This window comes from Mesorhizobium sp. P2_D6, from assembly GCF_056404315.1.
The window spans coordinates 313,142-338,308 of the sequence record NZ_JBFUEG010000006.1; the positions used below are offsets into that span (position 1 = coordinate 313,142).

Here is a 25,167-nt window from a genome sequence, read left to right on the forward strand (position 1 = left end):
CCGGCCATTTTTTGTTCGAGCCTCCAGCCGGCTATGCAGCCTCTTCAACGAAACGCACCAGCACCGTTCCGTCGGTGACCTGCGCGCCTTCCGCTGCAATCTCGGCGATGACGCCGTCATGGCTGGCCGAGATCGTGTGCTCCATCTTCATCGCTTCCAGGATCAGCAGAGGCTGGCCCTTGGTCACGGCTTCGCCCTTGGCCGCGCGCACCAGCTTGACCAGGCCGGGCATCGGCGCGCGCAGGCTGCCGGAAGCGGCGGCGGCTTCATCGGTTCGCGCCAGCGGATCCGGGACGAGGAAACTGTAGCCGACCGCGCCTTCAAACACGGTGACGTGGCCTGGCCAGCGGGCAAGGCGAGGGGCAGCGCGAAGATCGTGCGAGTTGACGCTGTCATAGGGCGCCTCCAGCGCCACCTCGAAGCGCCCGTCCGGCCGCACTGAAACACGCGCCAGAATATCGTCCTCGCCATGGCGTAGCCGTGTGCGCCGCGCAACAGTGTGGAAATGCGCATAGCCGGCAAGCGACGACCACGGATCGTCCGTTTGCGGCAACGCACCGGCGCCGGCCGCGGCAAGGGCTGCCGCGGCAACGATCTCGCCGCTCGGTGGGGCGACCGTGGTCAGCGCCTCCTGATGCCTGCCGATCAGGCCGGTATCGACGTCGCCGGCGGAAAAGTCGGTGTCGGCGGCAAGTGCAGCGAGAAAGGCGGTGTTGACGGTCGAGCCGGCAATCTCGGTCTGCGACAACGCAGAGTCGAGTGCGTCGAGCGCCGCTTGCCTGTCCCTGGCGTGGACCACCAGCTTGGCGATCATCGGATCGTAGAAGGGCGAGATCGCATCGCCGGCCCGCACGCCGGTCTCGATGCGCATCGTGGCGCCTTCGGGAGCGCTGCCGGGAAACGCCAGATGATGCAGCGTACCGGTCGCCGGCAGAAACCCTTTCGCCGCGTCCTCGGCATAGATGCGCGCCTCGAAGGCGTGGCCGGACAGCGTTATCTCGCTCTGCGTCTTGGGCAGCTTTTCGCCGCTGGCCACCCGCAGCTGCCACTCGACCAGATCGGTGCCGGTGACCATTTCGGTAACGGGATGCTCGACCTGAAGGCGGGTGTTCATTTCCATGAACCAGAAGCGGTCGGCCTTCAGCCCTTGCGATGCGTCGACGATGAATTCGATCGTGCCGGCGCCCGAATAGCTGATCGCCTTGGCAGCCTTCACCGCCGCTTCCGTCATCGCCTTGCGCAACGCCGGTGTCATGCCGGGCGCCGGCGCTTCCTCGATCACCTTCTGGTGGCGGCGCTGCGCCGAGCAGTCGCGCTCGTAGAGATGCACGGCGTTGCCAAAATTGTCGCCAAACACCTGGACCTCGATGTGGCGCGGCTTGTCGACATATTTTTCGACCAGCACGCGGTCGTCGCCAAACGCGGCCTTGGCCTCGCGCCGTGCGCCCGACAATGCCTCGGAGAAATCGTCGGGATGCTCGACGCGGCGCATGCCCTTGCCACCGCCGCCGGCGCGCGCCTTGATCAGCACGGGATAGCCGATCTCGCGCGCCTTGGACGCCAGCAGCACGATCTCCTGCGCCTCGCCATGATAGCCCGGCACCACCGGCACGCCGGCTTTCTCCATCAGCCGCTTGGCCGCGTCCTTCAGACCCATGGCGCGGATCGAGGCGGCCGACGGGCCGATGAAGATGAGCCCTGCCGCCACCACCTGATCGACGAAGTCGGGGTTTTCCGAGAGAAAGCCGTAGCCGGGGTGGATTGCCTCGGCGCCTGTCGCCAGCGCCGCCGCGACAATCCTGTCGCCGCGCAGATAGCTTTCGCCGACGGGCGAAGCGCCGATATGCACCGCCTCGTCGGCCATTTCGACATGTATGGCCTTGGCATCGGCGTCGGAATAGACGGCGACTGTGCGCACACCGAGCCTGCGCGCGGTGCGGATCACACGGCAGGCGATCTCGCCGCGATTGGCGATCAGGATCTTGGCGAACATGGAGCCTCCCGGTTTTGCGTTGGTCGACGTCGGCATCCCTTCGCGCCCCCCTCTGTCCTGCCGGACATCTCCCCCACGAGGGGGGAGATTGGCAGCTTTGAGGCTGCTGCCCTTCTTTCAACGGTGGCGATTGACGAAAGCCGGCGTGACGTCCGATCTCCCTCCAAGTGGGGGAGATGTCCGGCAGGACAGAGGGGGGCGCTGTCCCGCCAGCGTGTCAGGGCAACCATTCGTGCATTACCGACCTCTCCCTTACCAAGGGAGCGCCCTATCGAAGTCGTCTCTATAGCAGTCGTTTGATCCATGAGTTCAGCCCTCCCCAAGAGCGGCAACGGCACGCTGATATAGTTCGGCCGTCTGATCATCGAAGCAGCAGAAGGTAACTGTATCAGGCACTGCATTCTGTTGCAGGAAGTCGCTCACGGCGCCAACGGCGATCCCGGTCGCCTGGTCTTTCGGATAGCCGTAGATGCCGGTCGAGATCGCCGGAAACGCCACCGTCCGGCAATCATGACTATGCGCAATTTCAAGCGACCGGCGATAGCAGGAAGCGAGCAGTCCGGCTTCGCCCTTGCTGCCACCTTGCCAGACAGGTCCGACCGTGTGGATGATGTAGCGCGCCGGCAGCCTGTAGCCCTTGGTGAGCTTTGCATCGCCGACCTTGCAGCCATTGAGCATCCGGCATTCGAATTCGAGCTCCGGGCCGGCCGCGCGGTGAATCGCGCCGTCGACACCGCCGCCGCCAAGCAGCGAGGAATTGGCGGCATTGACGATGGCGTCGACCGCAAGCCTGGTGATGTCGCCGGTGTGGATGCTGATGCGTTGGTCGAGCGTGCTCATCTCACATCCTGAACGCGCCGAACTTCGTTTCTTCGATGTCGGCGTTGAGCGCGGCCGACAGGCTGAGCGCCAGCACCTCGCGTGTTTTCGCCGGATCGATGATGCCGTCGTCCCACAGCCGTGCCGAGGAATAAAGCGGATGGCCCTCATGCTCGTATTTCATCAGGATCGGCTTCTTGAATTTTGATTCCTCGTCCGCGCTCCACTCGCCGCCCTTGCGCTCGATGCCCTCGCGCTTGACCACCGCCAGCACGGTTGCTGCCTGTTCGCCGCCCATCACCGAAATGCGGGCGTTCGGCCACATCCACAGGAAGCGTGGCGAATAGGCGCGCCCGCACATGCCGTAATTGCCAGCGCCGAACGAACCGCCGATGATCATCGTCACCTTCGGCACGCGCGCGGTAGCGACCGCCATCACCAGCTTGGCGCCGTCCTTGGCGATGCCGCCGGCCTCGTATTTTCGCCCGACCATGAAGCCCGTGATGTTTTGCAGGAAGATCAGCGGAATCTTGCGCTGGCAGCACAGCTCGATGAAATGCGCGCCCTTCAGCGCGCTTTCCGAAAACAGCACGCCATTGTTGGCGATGATGCCGACGGGCATGCCCTGGAGATGGGCAAAGCCGGTGACCAGCGTGGTGCCGTAATTCTGCTTGAACTCGTCGAACTCGGAGCCGTCGACGACGCGCGCAATCACCTCGCGCACATCATAGGGCTGGCGCAGATCGGTCGGCACGATGCCATAGAGTTCCCGAGCGTCGTAAAGTGGCGGCGTGGGCTTCTGTAAGGTCAGGCTTACACTCTTGCGTCGGTTGAGGTTTTTCACAATGCGCCGGCAGATGGCCAGCGCATGTTCGTCGTCCAGCGCGTAGTGGTCGGCGACACCGGACAACCTGGTGTGTACATCGGCGCCGCCCAGATCCTCGGCGCTGACGTCTTCGCCAGTGGCAGCTTTCACCAGCGGCGGGCCGCCAAGAAAAATGGTCGCCTGATTGCGCACCATGATCGTCTCGTCAGACATTGCCGGCACATAGGCGCCGCCTGCCGTGCATGAACCCATGACGCAGGCGATTTGCGGGATGCCGGCCGCCGACATGTTGGCCTGGTTGTAGAAGATGCGGCCGAAATGCTCGCGGTCGGGAAACACCTCGTCCTGGTTGGGCAGATTGGCGCCGCCGCTGTCGACCAGATAGATGCAAGGCAGATTGTTCTGCAGCGCGATCTCCTGCGCCCGCAAATGCTTCTTCACCGTCAGCGGATAATAGGTCCCACCCTTCACCGTGGCGTCGTTGACGACAACCATCACCTCGGCGCCTTCGACACGGCCGACGCCCGCGATCATGCCGGCTGAGGAAATCTCCTCGCCATACATCGACCATGCCGCGAACTGGCCGATCTCGAGGAAGGGCGAGCCGGTGTCGAGCAATTGCGCCAGTCGCTCGCGCGGCAACAGCTTGCCGCGCGAAACATGGCGCTCGCGCGCCTCGTCCGAGCCGCCGCGCTCGACGCTTGCCGCCTTGTCCGCAATGTCGGCAACCAGCGCCCGCATGCGCTCGGCATTGGCGCGGAAGGTTTCGGTGGAGGGTGAGATCTGAGAGGCTAGAGTGGCCATTGACGAACCTTTTGTGATATCATATTTTAGTATCACTATGGGCTCTCGCCCTAACCCGAGAGGAGCCGACTACCACGGTATTCAATTTGGGGAGGGCGGAAAGTCATGAAAGCTGCGCACCGGCAGACACTAGACAAGATATTTGCGAATCCGGTCAGCGCTTCGATCAAATGGCGCGATGTCGAGGCATTGCTGGTGGCGCTTGGAGCCGAAGTTTCGGAAGGCAGCGGCTCACGAGTGAGGTTCACCATCGCCGACCAGACACTGTTCCTGCACCGCCCCCATCCATCGCCCGACACCAAGCGGTGGGCAATCAGGGACATCCGGGAATTTTTGACCAATGTTGGAATAGGGCCATGAAACTTTACAAGGGTTATGCCGGATCGATCGAGTTCGACGATGAGGACATGGTGTTCCATGGTCGCGTCCTTGGCATTCGCGACATCGTCACTTTTGAAGCCGAGACTGCAGAGCAATTGGTGAAGGCTTTTCAAGGCAGCGTCGACGACTATCTTGCTTTTTGCAAGGAGCGTGGTGCTGATCCTCAGAAGCCGTACTCGGGCAAGCTCGCTTTGCGCACGACACCAGAGATTCATGCGCTCCTGGGCAAGGCCGCCGCCAGCGACGGCAAATCGATCAATCAGTGGGTGTCGGACACGCTTGCCGAAGTCGCCCGCAAGCGGGTCGACCAAGGTTCGACAAAAGTCCGAACCCGCACGCACTAAACGCCCTCCGCCATGATCTCGCGTCCGATCAGCCAGCGGCGGATTTCGCTGGTGCCGGCGCCGATCTCGTAGAGCTTGGCGTCGCGCAACAGCCGGCCGGTCGGATAGTCATTGATATAGCCGTTGCCGCCGAGCAGCTGGATGGCGTCGAGCGCCATCAGCGTCGCCTTCTCCGCCGCAAACAGCACGCAGCCGGCGGCGTCCTTGCGCGTCGTCTGACCGCGATCGCAGGCAGCCGCCACTGCATAGACGTAGGCGCGCGCGGCGTTCATCGTCGAATACATGTCGGCCAGCTTGCCTTGCACCAGCTGGAACTCGCCGATCGGCTGGCCGAACTGCTTGCGCTCATGCACATAGGGGATCGCGACATCCAGGCACGCCGCCATCAGCCCGATCGGTCCGCCGGCAAGCACGGTACGCTCATAGTCGAGGCCGGACATCAGCACCTCGACGCCACGCCCTTCCTCATGCAGCACGTTGTCGTAGGGAACCTCGACATTGTCGAACACCAGTTCGCCGGTGTTGGAGCCGCGCATGCCGAGCTTGTCCAGCTTTTGCGCCGTCGAAAAGCCAGCCATCTTCTTTTCGACGATGAAGGCGGTGATGCCGCGCGATTTCCGCTCCGGATCGGTCTTGGCGTAGACCACCAGCGTTTCGGCGTCGGGACCGTTGGTGATCCACATCTTCGAGCCGTTGAGCACATAGCGGTCGTTGCGTTTTTCGGCGCGCAGCTTGAGCGAGACGACGTCGGAGCCGGCGCCGGATTCCGACATTGCCAGCGCGCCGACCTTTTCACCCGAGCACAGCGCCGGCAGATATTTCTCCTTCTGCGCCGGAGTCGCCCAGCGGTTGATCTGGTTGACGCAGAGGTTCGAATGGGCACCGTAGGAGAGGCCGATCGAGGCCGAGGCACGGGAAATCTCTTCCACCGCGATCACGTGGGCGAGGTAGCCCATGCCGCTGCCGCCGAAATCGGGATCGGCGGTAATGCCGAGCAGGCCGAGCGCGCCGAGTTCTTTCCACAGATGCATGGGGAATTGATTGCTGCGGTCGATCTCGGCGGCGATCGGCGCTATTTTCTCTTGGGCAAAGCGGCGCACCAGATCGCGCAGCGCCTCGATGTCTTCGTCATGCCCGAAGCTGAGCGTGTTCGTGTACATGCCGTTCCTCCCCGAAATTGATCTTCGCGCCAACCAGGCGCATTGTCATTGAAAGATATGTCGCCGTGACTTCAGCCATCGACAGCCGCTCGCCCGGGCGGAACCAGACGATGACGCCGGTCATCATCTGGATCAGCGCCATGGCGGTGAGCCCGGTGTCGTCGATGCTGAAGGTGCCGGCCTCCGCGCCGTCGCGCAGGATGGCGCGCAACTCCTTCTCATAGGCGGTGCGCATGCGCAGGATCTGCGTCAGCCGTTCATGCGAGAGGCTGCGCAATTCCATGTTCGAGACATGGGTGGAGTGGCGGCGCTCGATGTGGAAGGCGATGTGGTTTTCGACATAGGCGGCCAGCCGCGTCGTCGGATCGGCGGCATCGGGACGTGCGGCGTCCCAAGCTCTGATCAGCCCTTCCATATGCTCGCGCATCAGCGTGAACAGAAGGTCTTCCTTGGTCGGGAAATAGCGGTAGAGCGCGGCCGCCTGGACGCCGACTTCGGCGGCGAGCTGGCGCATCGACATCGCTTCGTAGCCGAAGCGTGCGATCAGGCTGACCGCCGCCTCGCGGACGGCGGCTTCCGTCTTTTCACCGTCGGATCCGGTCGTGCGCGCCATGAATGCCTCCCAATAGGCGTCGATAATAAAACGAACGTTCAATTAATTCAAGAGAGCAATCCGGATCGTACCTTTAAACGATGATCCGAAAGTCGATGGGGACGTCGCGGAGTTCGAATTCCTCGGTCTCGACCTTTGAAACCGAAGCTCCGCTTGGTCCTTGCCGTAGCCGTTCGATCATCGTCGAAACCGCGGCATCGCCACCGGCAATCCAGGCCGTCACGGTGCCGTCCCGTTCATTGCGAACCCAACCTGCGAGGCCAAGCTCTATCGCTTCGCGTCGCGCCCACACCCGGTAGCCGACGCCTTGCACCTTGCCGTGGACGCGCGCCTGTACCGCCTTTTTCTGGTCATCCATCATCGTCTCCCATGCACAGAGTCTGGCGCAGGATCGAACGAAAGCAACAGGCTTGAACGGCTGGATTGTTGCTGGATCGACGGGAACCCGGCTCACACCTTCGAGATGAATGGCATCGTCCAGCAAATAGTTGACGAAATCAACTAATTCGATGAAGATCGGGCACTGCGGAAATCTTCTGGAAAGGTGGCCGACATGCCAGCCGATCGAGATGCGTTGGTTGCCGAGATGCGCGGCTTCAACAGGTTCTACACGTGCCTGGTCGGACTGCTCGATGAGACGCTGATGCAGAGCGCCTACACTTTGGTCGAAGCCAGGGTGCTGTTCGAACTCGGCCACCGGCCAGCTGACGTTTTTGCTGGTCCCGGCGGCGAATCGGGATTTTTGGCGAAGGCGTTCCATCTCGATCTTGCGCCGGTTGCATCGGCCCTTGCCGGCGAACTCCAACTCCCGCCGGCCCACCTCATGCGGATCCTGCGAGAATTCACGGCCGCCGGCCTGATCGAACTGCTTGCCAACCCGGACGATCGGCGCCGGCGGATCCTGTCGCTGACCGCCCGGGGCAGTGCCGCGCTGGCCACACTCCAGGCAGCGGCGAATCGTGATCTCGCCTGTCTGACCGCCGGCCTCGCCGATGATGAAGCCGCCGAGCTTTCGGAGGCGCTGAAGCGGGTCACGCGGCTGCTCGGTGGTGGCGGCAAGGAATCGCGGGCTCTGCCGGCTGCAAGGTGATGCCGGTCTGCCGGCTGGTTCGCCCGCAGTGTCGTGCCCGTCGCCACATGCCGATGGCAGGGGCCGGTCTAGTTCCCGCGCGCTGCCGCCAGCGCGCCGGGCAGTTCCTCGGCAAAGATGTCGAGCTCATTATCGAGGCCGACACTGACCCGGATGCAGCGGTCGAGCCCTGGCGCCATAGGCTTGCGGATGAAGACGTCGCGCGACAACAGGTTTTGCAGCACCTTCAGCGCGAAGGCGCCGTCCTGGCCACAGTCTATGGTGACGAAATTGGTCGCTGACGGCAGCGGCTTCAGTCCGTTTGTCGCGGCAATCCCGGCTATGCGTGTGCGTCCGGCAGAGACCCGTGCCACCACGCTGCGCAGCCAATCCTGGTCGGCAAGCGCCTCCACGCCGGCGATCTGCGCCATGCGGCTGACGCCGTAATGGTTGCGGATCTTCTCGAAATCGCGGATCACCTCAGCCTCCGCCACCGCGTAACCGCAGCGTATGCCGGCTAGCCCGTAGGCCTTGGAGAAGGTGCGCATGCGGATGACATTGGGCCGCGCGACATCGATCGGCGGCAGTGCCGAGGCCGGCCCCAACTCGCCATAGGCCTCGTCAAGCACCAGCATGGTGGTTTCCGGCAAGGCTTCGATGAAGCGGGTAACCTCGCTTGCTTCCCACCAACTGCCCATCGGATTGTCGGGATTGGAGAGATAGACCAGCGGCGCTTTTTCCCTGACGACCGCAGCCCGCAGGCCGTCCAGACTTTCCTTGTCGTTCTCGTAAGGCACCGTGACCAATCGGCCGCCGACGCCGGCAATGTGGAAGTTGAATGTCGGGTAGGCGCCCAGCGAGGTGACCACCGCGTCGCCGGGCGCCGCATACATGCGCGCCACCAGGCTGAGCAGCCCGTCTATGCCTTCGCCCACCACCACGTTTTCGGCACTAACGCCGAGATGGCGGGCCGCGGCCTGCTTCAGATCGTAATTGTCGGGATCGCAATACATCCACTGGTCGCGCGCGACGCTCTCCATGCGCGCAATGACACGCGGCGACGGCCCAAAACTGCTCTCATTGGCGCCGATGCGGGCGCGAAACGGGCGGCCGCGCTCGCGTTCCTGCGCTTCAGGGCCGACAAACGGCACCGTAGAGGGAAGCGCACCGACAAGCGGCGTGAGGGCAGGGCGCTGGCGCATCGCATAGGCTCACTCGAAAAACGGTCTTCTTGCTAGCGTGGAGGCATGTTGGGCGCAAGATGACAATGCCGCACTGGATTTCCCCGATCCGTTTTGCTAGCGAAATAGAATGAGCAACCGATTGCCGCCCGCTTGGGCAAAGCACCTTAAAGCGCAAGCAGCGCCGAAGCGCGCACCGCCGAAAGTTGGGCAACCGAAACCTCAGCCCGCAATGGCGGCTTCGTCTCGCGCTCAGGCCAATGATACGATGTTGAGGCAGGCGCTCGAGTTTCAGCAACAGAATCGATTACCTGAGGCGGAAGAACTCTGTCACCGCGTTCTGGCGAGAACGCCCGAACATCCGCTGGCCCTTTATATACTGGGGACGATGGGAATTGGGTACGACGAGGAAAAGGTCCTGCGGTATTTTGGTCGGGCGCTCGCGCAGGAGCCCCGAAATCCCTACTACCACCTAAGCCTCGGCCAAACCTATTTGAGGCTCAGCGAGTTTACACCGGCGATCGAACACATTCAGTACGCACTGGAATTGAAGCCGGATCTGGTGGAAGCGCTTTGCGCCTTGGGCGATGCATACAATTCGTTTGACAAGGGGGAAATGGCGCTGCCGCTCTTTGAGAAAGCGCTCAGGATCGACCGAGATCATCCCATGGCCCGGTTGGGGCTGCCTCGCGCGCTGGCAAGCCTCGGCCGTATGGACGAAGCCGCCGTTCATCTCAAAGAGGCAATAGATCGGCGCATCGCGGTACCTGCTGCCTACAATGCACTTGTACGCACGCACAAATTCACTGAAGAGCCACCAGAACTCGCGGCGATCCTGACGGAGCTTCAAGACCCTGACCACGGATCCGAGGGCGCGACGGCGCTCCATCACGCGGCCGGAAAGTTGCTCAACGACCTCGGTCGCTATAAGGAGGCGATGGATCACTTCAAAAAAGGAAATCAAGCCGGCGGCCAGAGCTTCGATGTGCAATCCTACCGTCGTTGGGTCGACGCCCTGATCGAAACCTTTACACCGGATTTGGTGGCTTCGAGGGCTGCTTCTGGCGATGTCTCGGAGGTACCCGTGTTCGTAGTCGGGATGCCTCGCTCGGGCACAACACTGACTGAGCAGATCTGCGCCAGCCATCCCAATGTTCATGGCGCCGGCGAGTTAGCAAAGCTTGGGCGCACATCGAATGGGCTCGGTCTTAGGCATGGTTCCGACATAAGCCCGGGTGAGGCGATCGCATCGATGACTCCACAGCTGTCCAGGGCGCTGGCTGCGGAGCATCTTGCCTACCTGCGCGAGCGGGCCCCGGATGCGCTTCGAATTGTCGACAAGATGCCTCACAATTTCGAGCTGGTCGGCCTGATTGGCATCCTTTTCCCCAACGCGCGCATCATTCATTGTCGCCGCGACGCCATTGACAACTGCATCTCCTGTTTTGTCCTGCAACTCAGCCAAGGGCATAGCTATAGCGCCGATCTGGAGACACTGGGGCTTTACTACCGGCAGTATGATCGTCTGATGCGGCATTGGGACAAGATTTTCCCGGGCCGTATCTTCGAAAACCGGTACGAGACGTTGATTGAAAATCAAGAGAAGCAGTCGCGCCGTCTCATAGATTATCTCGGACTACCTTGGGACGATAGCTGCTTGCGCTTTTTTGACCGGGGCGGCTCCGTAAAGACCTATAGCAATTGGCAGGTCCGCCAGCCGATCTATACCTCGTCCGTCAAGCGGTGGACGAATTACGAAAGCGAGATCCAGCCGCTGATCGAGGTCCTCGGCGATTTGGCCGATATCTGATCTTAATCTGGAATCCAGGCATCGTGAGTCCACACCGCGTCGCCTGTTCTGGCAATCTGGGCGGCCCAGCCATTGAGCAGGTCGACACCTGCAAGGTCTGAAAAAGCGCGACGGTCGAAAAACCCGGCGGTTGCCCGCCGGGTTCGATTGTGAGTCAGGCTCTGCCTGTTAGAACGAGCGCTGGAAGCGGAGGAGACCGCCGACGCTGCTCTTCTTGTCGGCGTTGGTGAAGTTGGAGAAGTCGGCGTCGTCGAACTTGCCTGCATTGAGGTAGTCGACTTCGGCCGTGACCGTGAAGCCGGGAACCACATCGTAGGCGATGTTCGCGGCGACGCCGAGGTTCTTCCAGTCGTCATATGACACCTGGAGGTTGAACGAGGTCTTCTCGTTGATGGTGTAAGTGCCACCACCCCAGAATGCCCAGTTGCCGCCCCACTGCTTGTAGAAGCCGCGGCCACCGGCGTCGATCGCGTAGTTCGGATCCGTCAGGTTGTCGTCGGTGCCGTAGCCGCCCATGATGAAGAGCGACAGGTTCTGCATCGGGGTGATGTCCAAACGAACCTTGCCGGCGACTTCTTCGTAGTTGCTGTCATAAGCGACGACGCCGGTGATGGCGCCCCAGCCCTGCGTGTACTTCACGCCGCCGACGACATGCGGAACATAGCTGTCGATGGTGCCGACGGTGCCCGAGCCTTCTTCGAGCGAGAGAACAGCCGAGAAACCGTTGCCCGCGTCAAAATAGTATTGGACGACGTTGGTGTCGAAATCGCCGTAGGGAACCAGCGTATCCTGGATGACGTTGCCGGCGTAACCGATGAACGTATCGAAGGCCGATTCGTCCTTACCGACGCGCAGGCCACCGAGCTGGATCCAGGCGAAGTTCAGAGAAACGTTCTTGTTGCCGGCAGGGTTGGAGTTGAATTCATCTGCTTCCGTTGCCGGGTCGTCTGCCGACGGATAGCCGTTGCGGTTGCCGAAGTTGAAGCGGGTCTCGGTGTAGGTCTTCAAGGTGCCGAGCTCGGTTTCCTGGCCGGTCCAGGTCTTCAGCGTGAAACGGGCGTTCTTGTAGAAGGTATCCTGTTCGTCGCCGTCCTTATGGTCGAAGGACCTGGCACCATCGAACGAGCCGACGTCGCCAACGCCGATGTCGTAGCGGACATAGCCGCCGATGCGCAGGCAGGTTTCGGTGCCGGGGATGTAGAAGTAGCCCGAGCCGTAAACGTCGCAAATCTTGACGTATTCAGCCGGTTCCGGCTCGGCGACGACGACGGCGTCGGCGGCGCGCGCACCGGAAACTGCGATCAGGGCCGCAGCGGAGCCGAGAAGAAGGCTCTTGATGTTCATTTTCTGACCTCCAGTCAGAATCGGGAGTGGAGGTCAGTGAAAAGCGGGTCGTTGTTCTGCTTTTCTGTTTTATTTCAAAGGGATGTGCATCCTTGGCAATCAGTTGGAGCTGTTCGCGAAAAACCGCTTGCTTGCGAACGCCTTGCCCGACCCGGTCTTGAAATATCGCTCGAGCTGCCGTGCGTTGGCCTCGGTTTCAACTCCGATATAGGCCTTCAAGACCACAGGCAGGTGAGCCTTTGTCGACGTCACATGGCCTGATCGGTGAGATTCGAATCGGCGTCGAAGGTCATTTGTCGATCCAACATAGACATCGCCGTTATGGAGCCGCAGGAAGTAGACGTACCACATGGTCCCCCTACGCTACTCCGTAGCTTCGGGCGACACTCCTACGCCCAAAATGCGGTTCCGGGTGGCCTGCCACCCGAAGCCCGCAGGGCGTAGGGTGGCGGAGAGGATGGGATTCGAACCCACGAGAAGCTTTTGACCTCTACTCCCTTAGCAGGGGAGCGCCTTCGACCACTCGGCCACCTCTCCGTTGCGCCGCTGGATAGAGAAAAGCGCCGGCACAATCAACAAGCCGGCGCGATAATCGTTGAAAAATCCGCATTCGGCCGAAGCGGCGCTTTCGCCATGCGGCGATTCTGCGGCAGCTCGCAGGTCGGCGAGTCGGCGGCGTGGCCGCAATTTCGGCCGGCGATCGCCAGATTCGGCCGCATTCCAAGGCTCGGACCAAGGCTTCCGAGCCCTTCGATGGTTAATGAGAGCTTTCTGACTGAGGCCAAATCGTGTCATTTGTGCAACAACGCCGGGGGATAGCGCCCGCACAGTCCTTTTGCCGGTACGATCGTGGTTGAACGCCGCCGCCTCATGGGTAATGTCGAATTCGAAGGAGCGGCGCGGTGCGCATCTTTTTCGGTAGTGGGGATGGGGCAGGGAACGCTGTCCTTCAGCAAAGAATACCCAGACCCGTTTTTTAACTTTTGACTGGAGGTCAGAAAATGAACATCAAGAGCCTTCTTCTCGGCTCCGCTGCGGCCCTGATCGCAGTTTCCGGTGCGCGCGCCGCCGACGCCGTCGTCGTCGCCGAGCCGGAACCGGCTGAATACGTCAAGATTTGCGACGTTTACGGCTCGGGCTACTTCTACATCCCCGGCACCGAAACCTGCCTGCGCATCGGCGGCTATGTCCGCTACGACATCAGCGGTGGCGATGTCGGCTCGTTCGATGGTGCCAAGACCCTCGACGCGGAGGATGGCGACGAGCAGGATACCTGGCGCAAGAAGGCCCGCTTCACGCTGAAGACCTGGACCGGCCAGGAAACTGAACTCGGCACCTTGAAGACCTACACCGAGACTCGCTGGAATTTCGGCAACCGCAACGACTATGCCGCCAATTCCACCACCGATGACAATTTTGCTGGCAACTCGGGCGTCTCGCTCAACTTCGCCTGGATCCAGCTCGGTGGCCTGCGCGTCGGTAAGGACGAATCGGCCTTCAACACGTTCATCGGTTACGCCGGCAACGTCATCCAGGATACGCTGGTTCCCTACGGCGACTTCGATACCAACGTCATCCAATACTATTTCGACGCGGGCAACGGTTTCTCGGCTGTTCTCTCGCTCGAAGAAGGCGCGGGCGACGGCTCGTTCGGTTCCTACGGCAAGGGCACGATCGACAGCTACGTTCCGCATGTCGTCGGCGGCGTGAAGTACACGCAGGGCTGGGGCGCCATCACCGGCGTCATCGCTTACGACAGCAACTATGAAGAAGTCGCCGGCAAGGTTCGTTTGGACATCACCCCGATGCAGAACCTGTCGCTCTTCATCATGGCCGGCTACGGCACCGACGACAACCTGACGGATCCGACCTATGCCTTCGCAGCTGGCGGCCGCGGCTTCTACAAGCAGTGGGATGGCAACTGGGCGGTGTGGGGTGGTGGTACCTACACCATCAACGAGAAGACCTCGTTCAACGTCCAGGTCTCGTATGACGAAGGTGAGAACCTCGGCGTCGCAGCCAACGTCGCTTACGACATTGTCCCGGGTCTGACGGTCACGGCCGAAGTCGACTACATCAATGCGGGCAAGATCGACAACCCCGATACCCCTGGCGTCAACCACAACTGGACCAATATTTCTGCTGGCGACGACGACGCCATCGGCGGCATGCTCCGCTTCCAGCGCTCGTTCTAAGGGCTGGCTTTATACAGGTGAATACCAGCCCGGGCGCTTCAACGCCCGGGCTGTTTTGTTTCGTGACTGGGTCAAGGCAAGCAGAAGGAACAGGGGGAATCGGCAGCTGAATAATCCGTAAGGGTGAGTTCGTGGGATCCGCTGATGGGCGGATGAAGTCACAACTGCGTGATTAAATCTCTTGAAAGGACGCTTCCAAGCGGGTAGGTCTGACTCTATCCACTCGGGGGTGTGGCATTTGATGACCAACGAAGCGACGCAAGAGGGTGATCCCGCCGATCATTTCTCGATGTTTTCTTCTCAAAACTCGAAGATAAAATACAGCTACAACAAAATCCGAGAAGTAAAGTCGCACAGGGTCGGAGAGCTTTTTTCAGCATACCGGGACATACTCTGGGATGACGGACGGCATAAATACAATGTCAGCTCCTTCATCGGCGAAATAGACGAGATCCTCCTCGGGGATCGTTTCAGCGCCTTCGACCAGAGCACCCTCGATAACCTTATCGGCACCTTGCGCCAGCGCGGCAACAGCAACGCAACCATCAATCGAAAGATGGCTGCCCTCAGCAAACTGCTGCGCAAGGCTTACAAGATGGGGGATATCCACAGCCTGCCTGAGTTCCGCCGCCAGAAGGAGCGGGCGGGACGGATTCGTTTCCTCGAAAGGGACGAAGAGGCAAGGTTGTTCGCCGCCATCAAGAACCGCAGCGAGGATGCCTATCGTCTCTCGGTCTTCCTCGTCGACACCGGCTGCCGCCTCGGCGAGGCGCTCGGACTGATCTGGAACGACATCCAGGAACATCGCGTCTCGTTCTGGATCACCAAATCCGGCCGCAGCCGCACCATTCCGATGACCGAACGGGTCAAAGAGGTCATCAAGCTGCCGCCTTCGGAAGGTCGCAAGCCCAAAGGTCCATTCACGAAACTCAGCCAGGCGCAGTTTCGCGCCATCTGGAACGATGCCAAGGCCGAGGTCGGCCTCGGCGCCGACGACCAGGTGGTGCCGCACATCTTGCGCCACACCTGCGCTTCGCGTTTGGTCCAGGGCGGCATCGACATCAGGCGTGTGCAGATGTGGCTTGGCCATCAGACGCTTTCGATGACCATGCGCTATGCGCACCTGGCCACCAACGATCTCGACGGCTGCGTTGTCGTGCTGGAGACGCCCCGTGGCGAGGGCCTGTCCGGCGAAAACTCGGCCTTCGCATCGCCGCTGACTACGCCTTCAACGGCAGCGCCGACGCAAAAGGGCGCAGCGACCGCGGCGAAAGCGGTCAAGGCGCCCAGGAAAAGCTCGAAAGCCAAATAGTTCCGACGAGCTTTCATATATACTGAAAAGGTAACCTCAGGATCCTGTTTGATCTTGGGGTTTACTTTGTTAGAGCTGTGTTTTCCGCCTTGTCCAGGAAAGCTGCGATGGCGCCGGGCAGATCGCCCGTCTCCAGAAAGGGCGCGTGGCCCTGGCCGTCGACCGTGATTGCTTCCAGGCCGGGATGGCGCTTGCCCATCTCTTCGAACGTCTCCACCGACAAAAGTTTCGAGTTGGCGCCACGTATGACAAGCAATGGTATGGCCGCCAGCGCCTCGAACTGCGGCCACAGGTCCGGCAACGGCTTGCTGAAATCCGCACCGGCCAGCGTCTCGACCAGCTTGGGGTCGAAATCCGGCACCAGCCCCTGATCCGTCTCGCGATAGAGAGCCGACACCATCCGCTCCCAATCCGCCTCGGTCAGCGCATGAAAATCCGCGCCATGAGCGCTGCGTTGGGCATCGATTGCCTCGGCGCGGCTCTTCGGCTTTGGTGCCGGATCGAGATAGGTCCGGATATGCGCGAGCCCGTTCGCTTCGATCACCGGGCCAATGTCGTTGAGCACAATGGCTTTCAGCACGGCTGGCCGCAGCGCGCCGAGCACATGGATGATCAGCCCGCCGCGCGACGTGCCGATGACGGCGGCTTCCCCGATGTCGAGCGCTACCAGCCCGGCGAGAATATCGCCGGCTTCGACGCCGACATTGTAGTGGCCGATATCAGGGTCGTAGGCCGACCGGCCACGGCCACGATAGTCGAAGGCAACGACCTTGCGCGGATGATCGGCCCGCCGCGACAGATAGAGCGCAAGCTCATGAAAGTCGCGCGCGTTGCGGGTCAGCCCAGGCAGGCAGACGACCGGCCATGTTCCCGAGTTTGTCTCGCCATAGACGCGGGCGTGAAGCTTGAGCCCATCCGGCCCTGTATAGAAGAAGTCGGAGAAGCCGTCGGTGCTCGACATATGAAAGCGACTCCCTAGCGGATCGTCTCTGACTGCTACAGGCGAGGGCGGGGGTGGTCAAATCGGAGGTTGTCGGCAGGCTGACAAGCTTGGAAATGTCCGGAGGGACAGCGCCCCCCTCTGTCCTGCCGGACATCTCCCCCACGAGGGGGGAGATTGGCGGATCGGGTGCTGCGCCTTTTCCGCGACATTGGAGATTGGCGAAATCGAGGATGAAAGCTGATCTCCCCACTCGTGGGGGAGATGGCCGGCAGGCCAGAGGGGGGCGCGAAGGATCGCCAAATGTCTGCCTGAGACGACAGCTCTGTCGCCTCAGCTCCGACCGTTTACCAGGTCGCCGACAATGTCGTACTTCCCGGAAATGCGCATCTTGTAGACTTCGTAATTCTCCATCACGCGCTGAACGTAGCTTCTTGTTTCCGTGTAGGGAATCCGTTCGATCCAGTCGACGACGGCGTCGATGCCCTTGCCGCGCGGGTCGCCATATTTGGCCACCCATTGGCTGGCGCGGTTGGGGCCGGCATTGTAGCCGGCGAAGGTCAGCACATAGGAGCCGCCGAAGCGGTCGAGCTGTTCGCCGAGGAAGGCCGCGCCCAGCGTCGCATTATAGCCGGCATCGCTGGTCAACCGATCCTGAGAGAAGGTCAGTCCAGCCTTCTTCGCCAATTGTTTGGCGGTGCCCGGCATCAGCTGCAACAGACCGCGCGCGCCGGCGCTGGAGACGGCGCCGACATTGAACTCGCTTTCCTGGCGGGCGATGGCATAGGCCAGCGCCTTGCCCGAGCCGGAAATGTCGGCGGTGTCGGGAATGACGCCCAGCGGATGCGACAGCGCGCCGACATCGATGCCGCGCGCGCCGGCGATCTTGCCGACCTTCAGCGCCATGAAATGGTTGCCCTGCTTTTCCGCCAGCACGGCCAGCAGCGCCAGTTCGCCGGGGCTGGTCAACTGTCCGGCGAGGTCGCGGTAGAGCGTCTCGGCATAGCGGTCATAGCCCGCCTCCTGCAGCCGCTTGATGGCGCTGACCGCTTCGCGTCCGTCAAAGCTTTGGCGGTCTGCGGTGCTTGGCTCGGGATAGACGATGTTCAGCGTGCGCAGACCAACCCGTTCCGCCGCCAACTGCCCGTAGAAAGTGGTGCCATAGGCGGCCGCCTTGGTGAAATAGGTCTTCGCATCGCCGGGGCCGCCGACTTCCGCTGCACGGCCAAGCCAGTAATAGGCGCGCGACAGAGACATCGGCCCCTGCGCGAGGTCGGCGATGCGGGCAAAATGGGTCGAGGCCGTCGCGGGATCGTTGAGGCCGCGCAGCGCATACCAGCCGGCGTGGAATTCGGCCTCGGCGGCACTGGCGGGGCTTTCGGCGGCATGCGCGGCAACGATCTTGTAGGCAGTCTTCCAGTCGCCCTGGTCGACCAGTGCGCGCGACAGCACGCGGCGCTCGACCCACCAGGCATCGGGATCGACCAGCGCGTCGCGATCGGTTGGCGCTTTCATCACCAATGCGGCGGCATCCGCAAACTTCCGCTGCTTGCGCAGATATTCAGCTTGCGCGAAGAAATAGCTGGCCGATTGCTGCGCCGCAGGCACCGCCTTTAACAGCTTGGCCGCGTTATTGTCGCCACGCGAGACGGCGGCCCAGGCATCGGCCAGCGGTTGCGCGCCGGCAAGCGCTGCGACCCGCAGCGCCGAATTCTCCCGGTCGGCATAAAACATCCGTTCCATGCGGAAACGATGGTCGGCAGCCGGGATAATAGTGCCAAACTCCTTGATGACGGACGCCTCGTCCTTCGCTTCCAGTTTCTCGGTGCGCCAGAACGGCGTCAGCACCGAGAGCGCCGCTTTGATGTTGCCAAGCGCCACATAGGAGCGGGCCAGGATCACCACGCCTTCGAAGGTCAGCGGTTGGCTGCCGTCAAAGGCTTTCACCACGGTCTGCGGCGACGGGCTTTCGCGGTAGAGCGCGCGCTCGCTGTTCTTGCGCAGGGCGATGGTGCCCGGCCAGGTCGGCAACATCTTTGCGGTATCGGCAATCTCGCTGCTCGGCACACGGTCGCCGCCATAGAGCGCGATCGCCCAGGCAAGGATGTGGTGGTCGAGCGACTTGGCCGGCAATGTTTCGCGCGCGGCTCGTGCCGCGGCAATATCGCCGGTCGCCAACGCGTCGAGACCGCCTTTCAACACGACGATACTGGCGGCGGGCGCATCAGTCTGCGCGCCGTCCTGCAGGCCAGGCATCGGGATCGACGAGGTCGTCTGCTCATCGACGCGCTCATTTGCCGCCGTCCCCACTATCAGCAGGGCAACCGCGCCAAGCAATACGAAGCGGAGTGGCCGAATGCCCGGCATGATCCTGATCTTTCCCTGTTACGGCACTTTAAATGGCAAGCCCGGGTGCCTGAGAGCCTAGACTTAGGTCGTGAAGAGCCCGTAAACAAAGGGTTATCGAGGCCGTTCGAATTGGGCTCGCTGGCACCATCGGCATGCTTGCCGCGCAACAGTGTCGAGACTATGGTGCGCGGCTTCGCTTTCGGCTAGAAGGCGCCGACGCTAAAACACACCAAGAAACCGAAAAGTCCCAGGGAGTTGGACGATATGCTGAGAGGCTCGCTTACTGCGCTCGTAACACCGTTCGAAAAGAGCGGGCGTTTCGACGAGAAAGCCTTTCGCGCTTTCGTCGAGTGGCAACTCGCGGAGGGCACCACGGGCCTCGTCCCGGTCGGCACCACCGGCGAGTCGCCGACGCTGTCGCACGACGAGCATCGCCATGTTGTCAAGGTCTGCATCGAGGTCGCCAAGGGCAGGGTGCCTGTCGTCGCCGGCGCAGGCTCCAACAACACCGCGGAAGCGGTCGGTCTGGTGCAATATGCCGAGCAGGCGGGCGCCGACGCGGCCTTGGTCGTCACCCCCTATTACAACAAGCCGACGCAGCGCGGGCTCTACGAGCATTTCGCTGCCGTCGCCCGGGCGACCAGCCTGCCGATCATCATCTACAACATCCCGCCGCGCTCGGTCATCGACATGATGCCCGAAACGATGGGCCGGCTGGCGCACGACTTCACGAACATCGTTGGCGTCAAGGATGCCACCGGCAAGGTCGAGCGTGTGTCCGAACAGCGCGCCACCTGCGGCAAGGAGTTCATCCAGCTTTCGGGCGAGGATGCCTCCGCGCTCGGCTTCAACGCCCATGGCGGCGTCGGCTGTATCTCGGTGACATCGAATGTCGCGCCCAGGCTATGCGCCGAATTCCAGGAGGCCACGCTGTCCGGCGACAACGCCAAGGCACTGGAGTTGCAGGACCGTCTGCTGCCGCTGCACAAGGCGATCTTCCTCGAGCCAGGCCTGTGCGGCGTCAAATACGCACTGTCGAAGATTGGCAAGGTCGAGAACGTTGTGCGCTCGCCACTGGTGACGATCGAGGCATCGACCGCCGAGAAGATCGATGCGGCGATGAAGCACGCCGGCTTGATAAATTGAGGATGAGGCGCCACCTCTCCGCATCATGAATCAAGTCAGAAAAGCCGATCCCAACAACAAGACCGTTGCGGAAAACCGCAAGGCGCGGTTTTCCTATGAGGTGCTCGACACGGTCGAGGCCGGCCTGGTGCTGACCGGCACCGAGGTCAAGTCTTTGCGCCAGGGCCAGGCCAACATCCAGGACAGTTATGCCTCAGTCGAAGGCGGCGAGATCTGGCTGATCAATTCCTATCTGCCGGAATATCTGCAAGCCAACCGCTTCAACCATGAGCCGCGCCGGCGCCGCAAGCTGCTGCTCAACAAGCGCGAGATGGCAAAACTGTCGCAAAGCATTGAGCGCGAAGGCATGACGCTGGTGCCGCTGAAGATTTATTTCAACGACCAGGGCCGCGCCAAGCTGCTGCTCGCCGTCGGCCGCGGCAAAAAACTGCACGACAAGCGCGAAACCGAAAAACAGCGCGACTGGTCGCGCGAGAAGGGCCGGCTTCTCAAGGAACGCGGGTGAGGGGCCTAGGGGAATAGCCTTAGAAAAGCCAACGGTTTGGCTTTTAAGGGTTTCGACCGATCAGCCACGACGATGAACAGGGGATGGTCTTGAGAAACCGGATCATCCTTTGGGCTGCGGCCAGTCTGGTCATTGCCGGCCTCGTTGCGGCAGGCGGCTTCTTGTATTTCCAGACCTTCTCGCCGGATCGGGACAGCTATCCGGTCAGGGGCATCGACGTTTCCCATCATCAGCGCGAGATCGACTGGCGGCGCGTTGCGGCCGATGACGTCGCTTTCGCCATCATCAAGGCGACTGAGGGTGGCGACCATGTCGACGATGCCTTTGCCAAAAACCTGCGCGAGGCCCGTGCGGCCGGCCTTGCGGTCGGCGCCTACCACTTTTTCACCTTCTGCCGGCCGGGCGCCGACCAGGCGAAGAATTTCATTGCAGTGGTGCCGCACGACCAGCCGCTGCTGCCGCCGGTCGTCGACATCGAATTCGGCGGCAATTGCCCGCAGCGCCCATCGCCGCAACAGCTGGGCGCGGAACTCCAGGCCTTCCTCGGGCCGGTTGAAGCCGCGTTCGGCAAGCCGGCGATCATCTACCTGACCGACGAGGCTGAGGACGCCTATGCCGAACAGATAGCTGTGCGTCGGCGCTGGCTGCGCTCGCTGGCGATCAAACCGAGCGAGGACGGCTGGATCTACTGGCAGTACCACAATATGGGCCGCGTCGACGGCATCGAGGGCGATGTCGACCTCAATGTGCTTCAGGGCGGGCAGAAAACGCTGGCTGAGTTGTTTGCACCATCTGCACAACCATCGCCATCGCCCTGAATCAGGCAGTCTTGGCCGCAGGTCTGGCAACAGCCGAAAAGGCCATTCCCGCAGCCATGATCACGATGGCGGCGAACTGGGTGCCGGTCGGCGTTTCACCGAGTACCGTCATAGCGATCAGGACAGTTGCGATCGGCACGCATGGCATGAACAGCGATGCCGTTTGCGACCCCAGCTGTCGGACGACATAGGTGTAGAGGAACATGGCGGCCGCACCTGCCAAAAACCCTTGAATGACGATCTGGCTTGCGATCTCGGCCACTGATGCGGCGCGCAGCCCGCTCGGGGCAAAGAAATAGAGCGATGGCAGCGGCACGCATGACAGGAGCACGACCGTTGCGGTCGCCGTGACCGGATCGACGCGCCAGTGCCGCACGAGAACGGCATAGGCGGCAAACATTGCGCCCGATGCGATGAACAAAAGATCACCGAACAGGACATCCTTCACGCCGCTGCCGGGGCGCACCGGCGCGATGAAAAGGATCAGCCCGGCGATGATGGCGGCGACGCCGATGGTTCGCTGGCGCGAGGCTTTATCAGTCGTAGCCATGTGCGACAGCAAGAACGAGAAGAACACGATCGAGGCAGGGCAAAGTGCAGCGCCATGCGCGGCGGGCGCATAGGTCAGGCCCCAATTGATGATGATCGGGTAGGGCAGTCCGGCCAGCGCCGCCAGCGTCAAGGCACGTCTCCAGCCCAATGCCTTGATAGTCGCCAGGCCGCTTCTCCAGACGACCGGGAGCATGACCATGCCGGCGCCGATAAAGCGCAAGGTCGCGAGATCGGTCGCCGTCAGATGCTCCCGCAGGCTGAACCGGGCGGCGACGAACTGCAAGGCGTAAATGCCGATCATGGCCAGGCCGGCAAGAATTGCAGGCTTCGTGTTTCGGTCCTCTACCGCGCGCATTCTCATCCCGTTGGATCCTGCCGGCGGAGGTTTCTTCCTCTAGCGGCTCTCGTTTAAAGCGCAGCCTATTGTTGAAAATGGTGCGACAAAATATGCTGTTTTCGCAATCGGGAAGTGAAAATCACACAACAGGGGCACTACGAACGTGAATCATGAATCCGGTCAGCTTGATGCCATCGACCGCAGCCTGCTGCGGTTGCTGCAGGAGGACGGTCGCCGCACCACGCTCGATCTCGCAGCCCGAGTCGGCCTGTCGCCGACTGGCGCCAGCCAGCGGGTGAAGCGCCTGTTTCGTGACGGGTTCATCACTGCCGTCCGGGCCGTGCTCAATCCGCAAAAGATCGGCCGGGGCACGCTCGTCTTCATCGAAGTCAGGCTCGACCAGGCAGCGCCGCATGTGTTCGACCGTTTCGCCGAGGCAGTGGTGAAAGCCCCCGAAGTGCTGGAGTGCCACATGGTCGTCGGCGGCTTCGACTATCTGGTGAAGGCGCGCATTTCCGAGATGGCCGCCTATCAGGATTTTTTGAAGCGCGTGATCCTGCCCCTGCCGGGTGTGCGGGAAACCCACACCTATGCGTCGATATCGGACGTGAAGCCGGACGCGCTGCTGCCGGTGTGAGACGACACTTGGCAGCCCTCAGCCCCGCAGGAAAGCGGCGATGTCGCTGAAAACCTTGACGAACATCGCCTCTGTCAAAACACCGGTGTTGGTGTTGTAGCGCGAGCAGTGATAGCTGGAAAACAGTGTAACAGCGCCGGCCTCGAGCCGGCCGCCATGTTTGAATGGATAGGCGGCGACGCGCTGGCCCAGCGCCCTGACCGTCGACTGGTGAGCGATCGCACCCAGCGCCAGCACTGCACGCAGCCTGGGGAAGCGCGCAATCGTCGGCACCAAAAAACTGCGGCAGGTAGCGATCTCGGCGCCGACCGGCTTGTTCTCTGGCGGCACGCAGCGCACCGCATTGGTGATCGCGGTGCCGACCAGCAGCAAGCCGTCGTCGGGCCGCGCCTTGAACTCGCCGCGCGCGAAGCCGTGCGCAATCAGTGTGGAGTAGAGCAGGTCGCCGGCATAGTCGCCTGTGAACGGCCGCCCCGTGCGGTTGGCGCCGCGCAGGCCGGGCGCCAGTCCGACGATCAGCAGCTCGACGGCGCCGTCGCCCTCTGGCGGCAGGAAGGTCGGCACAGGCGCATTGAACCAGGACGGCTCGCGCTGCCGCCAGTCTGCGATGAAATCATGCAGGCGCGGGCAGAGTGGGCAGTCGCGGTCGGGTTCGGAAGCGGCGTTCAAGGCGACCGCTTCTCAATAGTCTTCCTCGTCGACCTCGGCCGGCTCGGGCCGGCGCACCGGCCGCTCGGATGGATCGCGGCCGACCTCGTTCTTCAGCGATGTCAGGTCGATGAAGTGGTCGGCCTGGCGGCGCAGATCGTCCGAGATCATCGGCGGCTGCGAGGCCATGGTGGAGACGATCGAGACCTTGCGGCCGCGCCGCTGCAGCGCCTCGACCAGTGTGCGGAAATCGCCGTCGCCGGAGAAGATGACATAGTGGTCAACGACATCGGCAAGCTCCAGCGCATCGACGGTCAGCTCGATGTCCATGTTGCCCTTGATCTTGCGGCGGCCGGTCGAGTCGGTGAATTCCTTGGCTGGCTTGGTCACCACCTTGAAGCCATTATAGTCGAGCCAGTCGATCAGCGGCCGTATCGAAGAGTATTCCTGATCCTCGACCAATGCGGTGTAGTAGTAAGCACGCAGCAGATAGCCGCGCTTTTGAAAGCTCGACAGCAGTTTGCGGTAGTCTATGTCGAAGCCGAGTGCCCGCGAGGTGGCGTAAAGATTGGCGCCGTCGATGAAAAGAGCGATTTTTTCACGGGGGTCGAACATGGCAATATTCCTTTTTCGAAATAGGTGGCGGACTAATCGAAATGGGTCTGATATATCGGTCGGCTCGTAAATAAACCGGCTGACCTTTCGTCAACCGAGATAGCGCCAGTTTTACGGCAATCCAAGGGTGCCTGGGCCGACTGCAAGCAATTGTGATCGGGGCCGTATCGTCGCCGGTGGGCAGGCTTCGCCGGCAAGCCATTCATCGGCGCCCGAAACCGGTATTGGTCGGCCCATGAGGTCACAGTGCCATAATGCTTGTATTTTGGCGGCGTTCGGGTTATGGACCGCGCCTGTTTTCCATCAAATCCAGGCATGAAAGGGGCAATCAATGGCCCGCGTAACCGTTGAAGACTGCATCGACAAGGTCGACAACCGCTTCGAGCTCGTGCTGCTCGCCGGCCATCGCGCCCGCCAGATCAGCCAGGGCGCGCCGATCACCGTGCCGCGCGACAACGACAAGAATCCGGTCGTAGCGCTGCGCGAGATCGCCGATGAGACGCTGTCGCCCGACGACCTCAAGGAAGATCTGATCCACTCGCTGCAGAAGCATGTCGAGGTCGACGAGCCCGAAGCCGACGGCGAGGCGATCGCCGATCAGACCGGCGGCGCAGTCGCGGCAACCGATGCTGACGACGCCGAAGAAAACGTCACCTTCGATCGCATGACCGAGGAAGACTTGCTGGCCGGCATCGAAGGCCTGGTACCGCCAGAAAAGAGCGACGATTACTAAGCGGCGCTCTGGACCTGCCGGGAATATGGTTCCGGC

25 protein-coding genes and 1 tRNA gene are annotated in these 25,167 nt (G+C 61.8%); 11 read left to right on the top strand and 15 right to left on the bottom strand.

Going from position 1 to position 25,167, the window contains the following annotated elements:
• Positions 1 to 31: 31 nt before the first annotated feature.
• The 3 genes from AC1D1L_RS15855 to AC1D1L_RS15865 form a co-directional block, all read right to left on the bottom strand.
• Positions 32 to 1,993: an acetyl/propionyl/methylcrotonyl-CoA carboxylase subunit alpha gene (locus AC1D1L_RS15855; RefSeq protein WP_477342510.1), complete on the bottom strand. Its 1,962-nt coding sequence runs from the start codon at positions 1,991 to 1,993 to the stop codon at positions 32 to 34.
• A 309-nt stretch (positions 1,994 to 2,302) separates the two neighbouring features.
• A complete protein-coding gene (locus tag AC1D1L_RS15860) occupies positions 2,303 to 2,833 on the bottom strand; it encodes an O-acetyl-ADP-ribose deacetylase (protein WP_477342511.1) in 531 nt (176 codons plus the stop codon).
• Position 2,834: 1 nt separating this feature from the next.
• Complete coding sequence (locus AC1D1L_RS15865; protein WP_477342512.1) at positions 2,835 to 4,442, bottom strand: carboxyl transferase domain-containing protein; 1,608 nt, start codon at positions 4,440 to 4,442, stop codon at positions 2,835 to 2,837.
• A gap of 105 nt (positions 4,443 to 4,547) precedes the next feature.
• Between AC1D1L_RS15865 and AC1D1L_RS15870 the strand changes: the two genes are divergently transcribed.
• Together AC1D1L_RS15870 and AC1D1L_RS15875 are read left to right on the top strand one after the other, a co-directional pair.
• A complete protein-coding gene (locus AC1D1L_RS15870) occupies positions 4,548 to 4,802 on the top strand; it encodes a type II toxin-antitoxin system HicA family toxin (protein ID WP_192256661.1) in 255 nt (84 codons plus the stop codon).
• The gene (locus tag AC1D1L_RS15875) at positions 4,799 to 5,167 is read left to right on the top strand and encodes a type II toxin-antitoxin system HicB family antitoxin (RefSeq protein ID WP_192256663.1); all 369 of its coding nucleotides are present in this window, start codon (positions 4,799 to 4,801) and stop codon (positions 5,165 to 5,167) included. Before AC1D1L_RS15870 ends, AC1D1L_RS15875 begins: the two co-directional genes overlap by 4 nt.
• Here the strand turns inward: AC1D1L_RS15875 and AC1D1L_RS15880 are convergent.
• The 3 genes from AC1D1L_RS15880 to AC1D1L_RS15890 form a co-directional block, all read right to left on the bottom strand.
• Positions 5,164 to 6,327 carry an isovaleryl-CoA dehydrogenase gene (locus AC1D1L_RS15880; protein WP_352584925.1) on the bottom strand — a complete coding sequence of 388 codons (1,164 nt, stop codon included), beginning with the start codon at positions 6,325 to 6,327 and terminating at the stop codon, positions 5,164 to 5,166. The genes AC1D1L_RS15875 and AC1D1L_RS15880 overlap by 4 nt on opposite strands.
• Positions 6,296 to 6,940, bottom strand: a complete 645-nt coding sequence (locus tag AC1D1L_RS15885) for a TetR/AcrR family transcriptional regulator (protein ID WP_477342513.1) — start codon at positions 6,938 to 6,940, stop codon at positions 6,296 to 6,298. The genes AC1D1L_RS15880 and AC1D1L_RS15885 overlap by 32 nt, the downstream gene beginning before the upstream one ends.
• A gap of 73 nt (positions 6,941 to 7,013) precedes the next feature.
• A complete protein-coding gene (locus AC1D1L_RS15890; protein WP_352584929.1) occupies positions 7,014 to 7,298 on the bottom strand; it encodes an acylphosphatase in 285 nt (94 codons plus the stop codon).
• Positions 7,299 to 7,616: 318 nt separating this feature from the next.
• Between AC1D1L_RS15890 and AC1D1L_RS15895 the strand changes: the two genes are divergently transcribed.
• Complete coding sequence (locus AC1D1L_RS15895) at positions 7,617 to 8,030, top strand: MarR family winged helix-turn-helix transcriptional regulator (protein ID WP_477342514.1); 414 nt, start codon at positions 7,617 to 7,619, stop codon at positions 8,028 to 8,030.
• A 68-nt stretch (positions 8,031 to 8,098) separates the two neighbouring features.
• Here AC1D1L_RS15895 and AC1D1L_RS15900 read toward each other — a convergent pair whose 3' ends face one another.
• Positions 8,099 to 9,211 (bottom strand): pyridoxal phosphate-dependent aminotransferase, encoded by a 1,113-nt coding sequence (locus tag AC1D1L_RS15900; RefSeq protein WP_477342515.1) that lies wholly within the window; start codon positions 9,209 to 9,211, stop codon positions 8,099 to 8,101.
• Positions 9,212 to 9,320: 109 nt separating this feature from the next.
• On the opposite strand from AC1D1L_RS15900, the gene AC1D1L_RS15905 reads away from it, so the two are divergent.
• Positions 9,321 to 11,000 carry a tetratricopeptide repeat-containing sulfotransferase family protein gene (locus AC1D1L_RS15905; protein WP_477342516.1) on the top strand — a complete coding sequence of 560 codons (1,680 nt, stop codon included), beginning with the start codon at positions 9,321 to 9,323 and terminating at the stop codon, positions 10,998 to 11,000.
• 168 nt (positions 11,001 to 11,168) lie between these two features.
• Here the strand turns inward: AC1D1L_RS15905 and AC1D1L_RS15910 are convergent, their stop codons facing one another.
• The 3 genes from AC1D1L_RS15910 to AC1D1L_RS15920 all read right to left on the bottom strand — a co-directional run bounded on the left by AC1D1L_RS15910 (position 11,169) and on the right by AC1D1L_RS15920 (position 12,881).
• On the bottom strand, positions 11,169 to 12,344 hold the full coding sequence (locus AC1D1L_RS15910; RefSeq protein WP_477342517.1) for a porin: 1,176 nt from the start codon (positions 12,342 to 12,344) through the stop codon (positions 11,169 to 11,171).
• A 99-nt stretch (positions 12,345 to 12,443) separates the two neighbouring features.
• A complete protein-coding gene (locus AC1D1L_RS15915; RefSeq protein WP_477234271.1) occupies positions 12,444 to 12,695 on the bottom strand; it encodes a GIY-YIG nuclease family protein in 252 nt (83 codons plus the stop codon).
• A gap of 95 nt (positions 12,696 to 12,790) precedes the next feature.
• Positions 12,791 to 12,881: transfer RNA gene (locus AC1D1L_RS15920), tRNA-Ser, on the bottom strand.
• A 464-nt stretch (positions 12,882 to 13,345) separates the two neighbouring features.
• On the opposite strand from AC1D1L_RS15920, the gene AC1D1L_RS15925 reads away from it, so the two are divergent.
• On the top strand, positions 13,346 to 14,539 hold the full coding sequence (locus tag AC1D1L_RS15925; protein ID WP_477342518.1) for a porin: 1,194 nt from the start codon (positions 13,346 to 13,348) through the stop codon (positions 14,537 to 14,539).
• 241 nt (positions 14,540 to 14,780) lie between these two features.
• The gene (locus tag AC1D1L_RS15930; RefSeq protein ID WP_477342519.1) at positions 14,781 to 15,851 is read left to right on the top strand and encodes a tyrosine-type recombinase/integrase; all 1,071 of its coding nucleotides are present in this window, start codon (positions 14,781 to 14,783) and stop codon (positions 15,849 to 15,851) included.
• A gap of 61 nt (positions 15,852 to 15,912) precedes the next feature.
• On the opposite strand, the gene AC1D1L_RS15935 is transcribed toward AC1D1L_RS15930, so the two are convergent.
• The gene (locus AC1D1L_RS15935) at positions 15,913 to 16,812 is read right to left on the bottom strand and encodes an alpha/beta fold hydrolase (protein WP_477342520.1); all 900 of its coding nucleotides are present in this window, start codon (positions 16,810 to 16,812) and stop codon (positions 15,913 to 15,915) included.
• Between the two features lie 312 nt (positions 16,813 to 17,124).
• On the bottom strand, positions 17,125 to 19,158 hold the full coding sequence (locus AC1D1L_RS15940) for a lytic transglycosylase domain-containing protein (RefSeq protein ID WP_477342521.1): 2,034 nt from the start codon (positions 19,156 to 19,158) through the stop codon (positions 17,125 to 17,127).
• Between the two features lie 246 nt (positions 19,159 to 19,404).
• Between AC1D1L_RS15940 and dapA the strand changes: the two genes are divergently transcribed.
• The 3 genes from dapA to AC1D1L_RS15955 all read left to right on the top strand — a co-directional run bounded on the left by dapA (position 19,405) and on the right by AC1D1L_RS15955 (position 21,609).
• Positions 19,405 to 20,286, top strand: coding sequence for a 4-hydroxy-tetrahydrodipicolinate synthase (dapA, locus tag AC1D1L_RS15945; RefSeq protein ID WP_477342522.1), 882 nt, complete (start codon positions 19,405 to 19,407; stop codon positions 20,284 to 20,286).
• A gap of 25 nt (positions 20,287 to 20,311) precedes the next feature.
• Positions 20,312 to 20,791: an SsrA-binding protein SmpB gene (gene smpB / locus AC1D1L_RS15950; protein WP_025583626.1), complete on the top strand. Its 480-nt coding sequence runs from the start codon at positions 20,312 to 20,314 to the stop codon at positions 20,789 to 20,791.
• 89 nt (positions 20,792 to 20,880) lie between these two features.
• Complete coding sequence (locus AC1D1L_RS15955; protein ID WP_477342523.1) at positions 20,881 to 21,609, top strand: glycoside hydrolase family 25 protein; 729 nt, start codon at positions 20,881 to 20,883, stop codon at positions 21,607 to 21,609.
• 1 nt (position 21,610) lies between these two features.
• Here AC1D1L_RS15955 and AC1D1L_RS15960 read toward each other — a convergent pair whose 3' ends face one another.
• On the bottom strand, positions 21,611 to 22,522 hold the full coding sequence (locus AC1D1L_RS15960) for a DMT family transporter (RefSeq protein WP_477342524.1): 912 nt from the start codon (positions 22,520 to 22,522) through the stop codon (positions 21,611 to 21,613).
• Positions 22,523 to 22,661: 139 nt separating this feature from the next.
• Between AC1D1L_RS15960 and AC1D1L_RS15965 the strand changes: the two genes are divergently transcribed.
• On the top strand, positions 22,662 to 23,135 hold the full coding sequence (locus AC1D1L_RS15965; RefSeq protein ID WP_477342525.1) for an Lrp/AsnC family transcriptional regulator: 474 nt from the start codon (positions 22,662 to 22,664) through the stop codon (positions 23,133 to 23,135).
• Positions 23,136 to 23,153: 18 nt separating this feature from the next.
• On the opposite strand, the gene AC1D1L_RS15970 is transcribed toward AC1D1L_RS15965, so the two are convergent.
• Complete coding sequence (locus AC1D1L_RS15970; protein ID WP_477342526.1) at positions 23,154 to 23,804, bottom strand: uracil-DNA glycosylase; 651 nt, start codon at positions 23,802 to 23,804, stop codon at positions 23,154 to 23,156.
• Positions 23,805 to 23,816: 12 nt separating this feature from the next.
• The gene (locus AC1D1L_RS15975; protein WP_112560724.1) at positions 23,817 to 24,398 is read right to left on the bottom strand and encodes a LabA-like NYN domain-containing protein; all 582 of its coding nucleotides are present in this window, start codon (positions 24,396 to 24,398) and stop codon (positions 23,817 to 23,819) included.
• Positions 24,399 to 24,729: 331 nt separating this feature from the next.
• Here AC1D1L_RS15975 and rpoZ point away from each other — a divergent pair, with 331 nt between their 5' ends.
• The gene (gene rpoZ, locus AC1D1L_RS15980) at positions 24,730 to 25,131 is read left to right on the top strand and encodes a DNA-directed RNA polymerase subunit omega (protein ID WP_027045279.1); all 402 of its coding nucleotides are present in this window, start codon (positions 24,730 to 24,732) and stop codon (positions 25,129 to 25,131) included.
• Positions 25,132 to 25,167 lie beyond the last annotated feature (36 nt).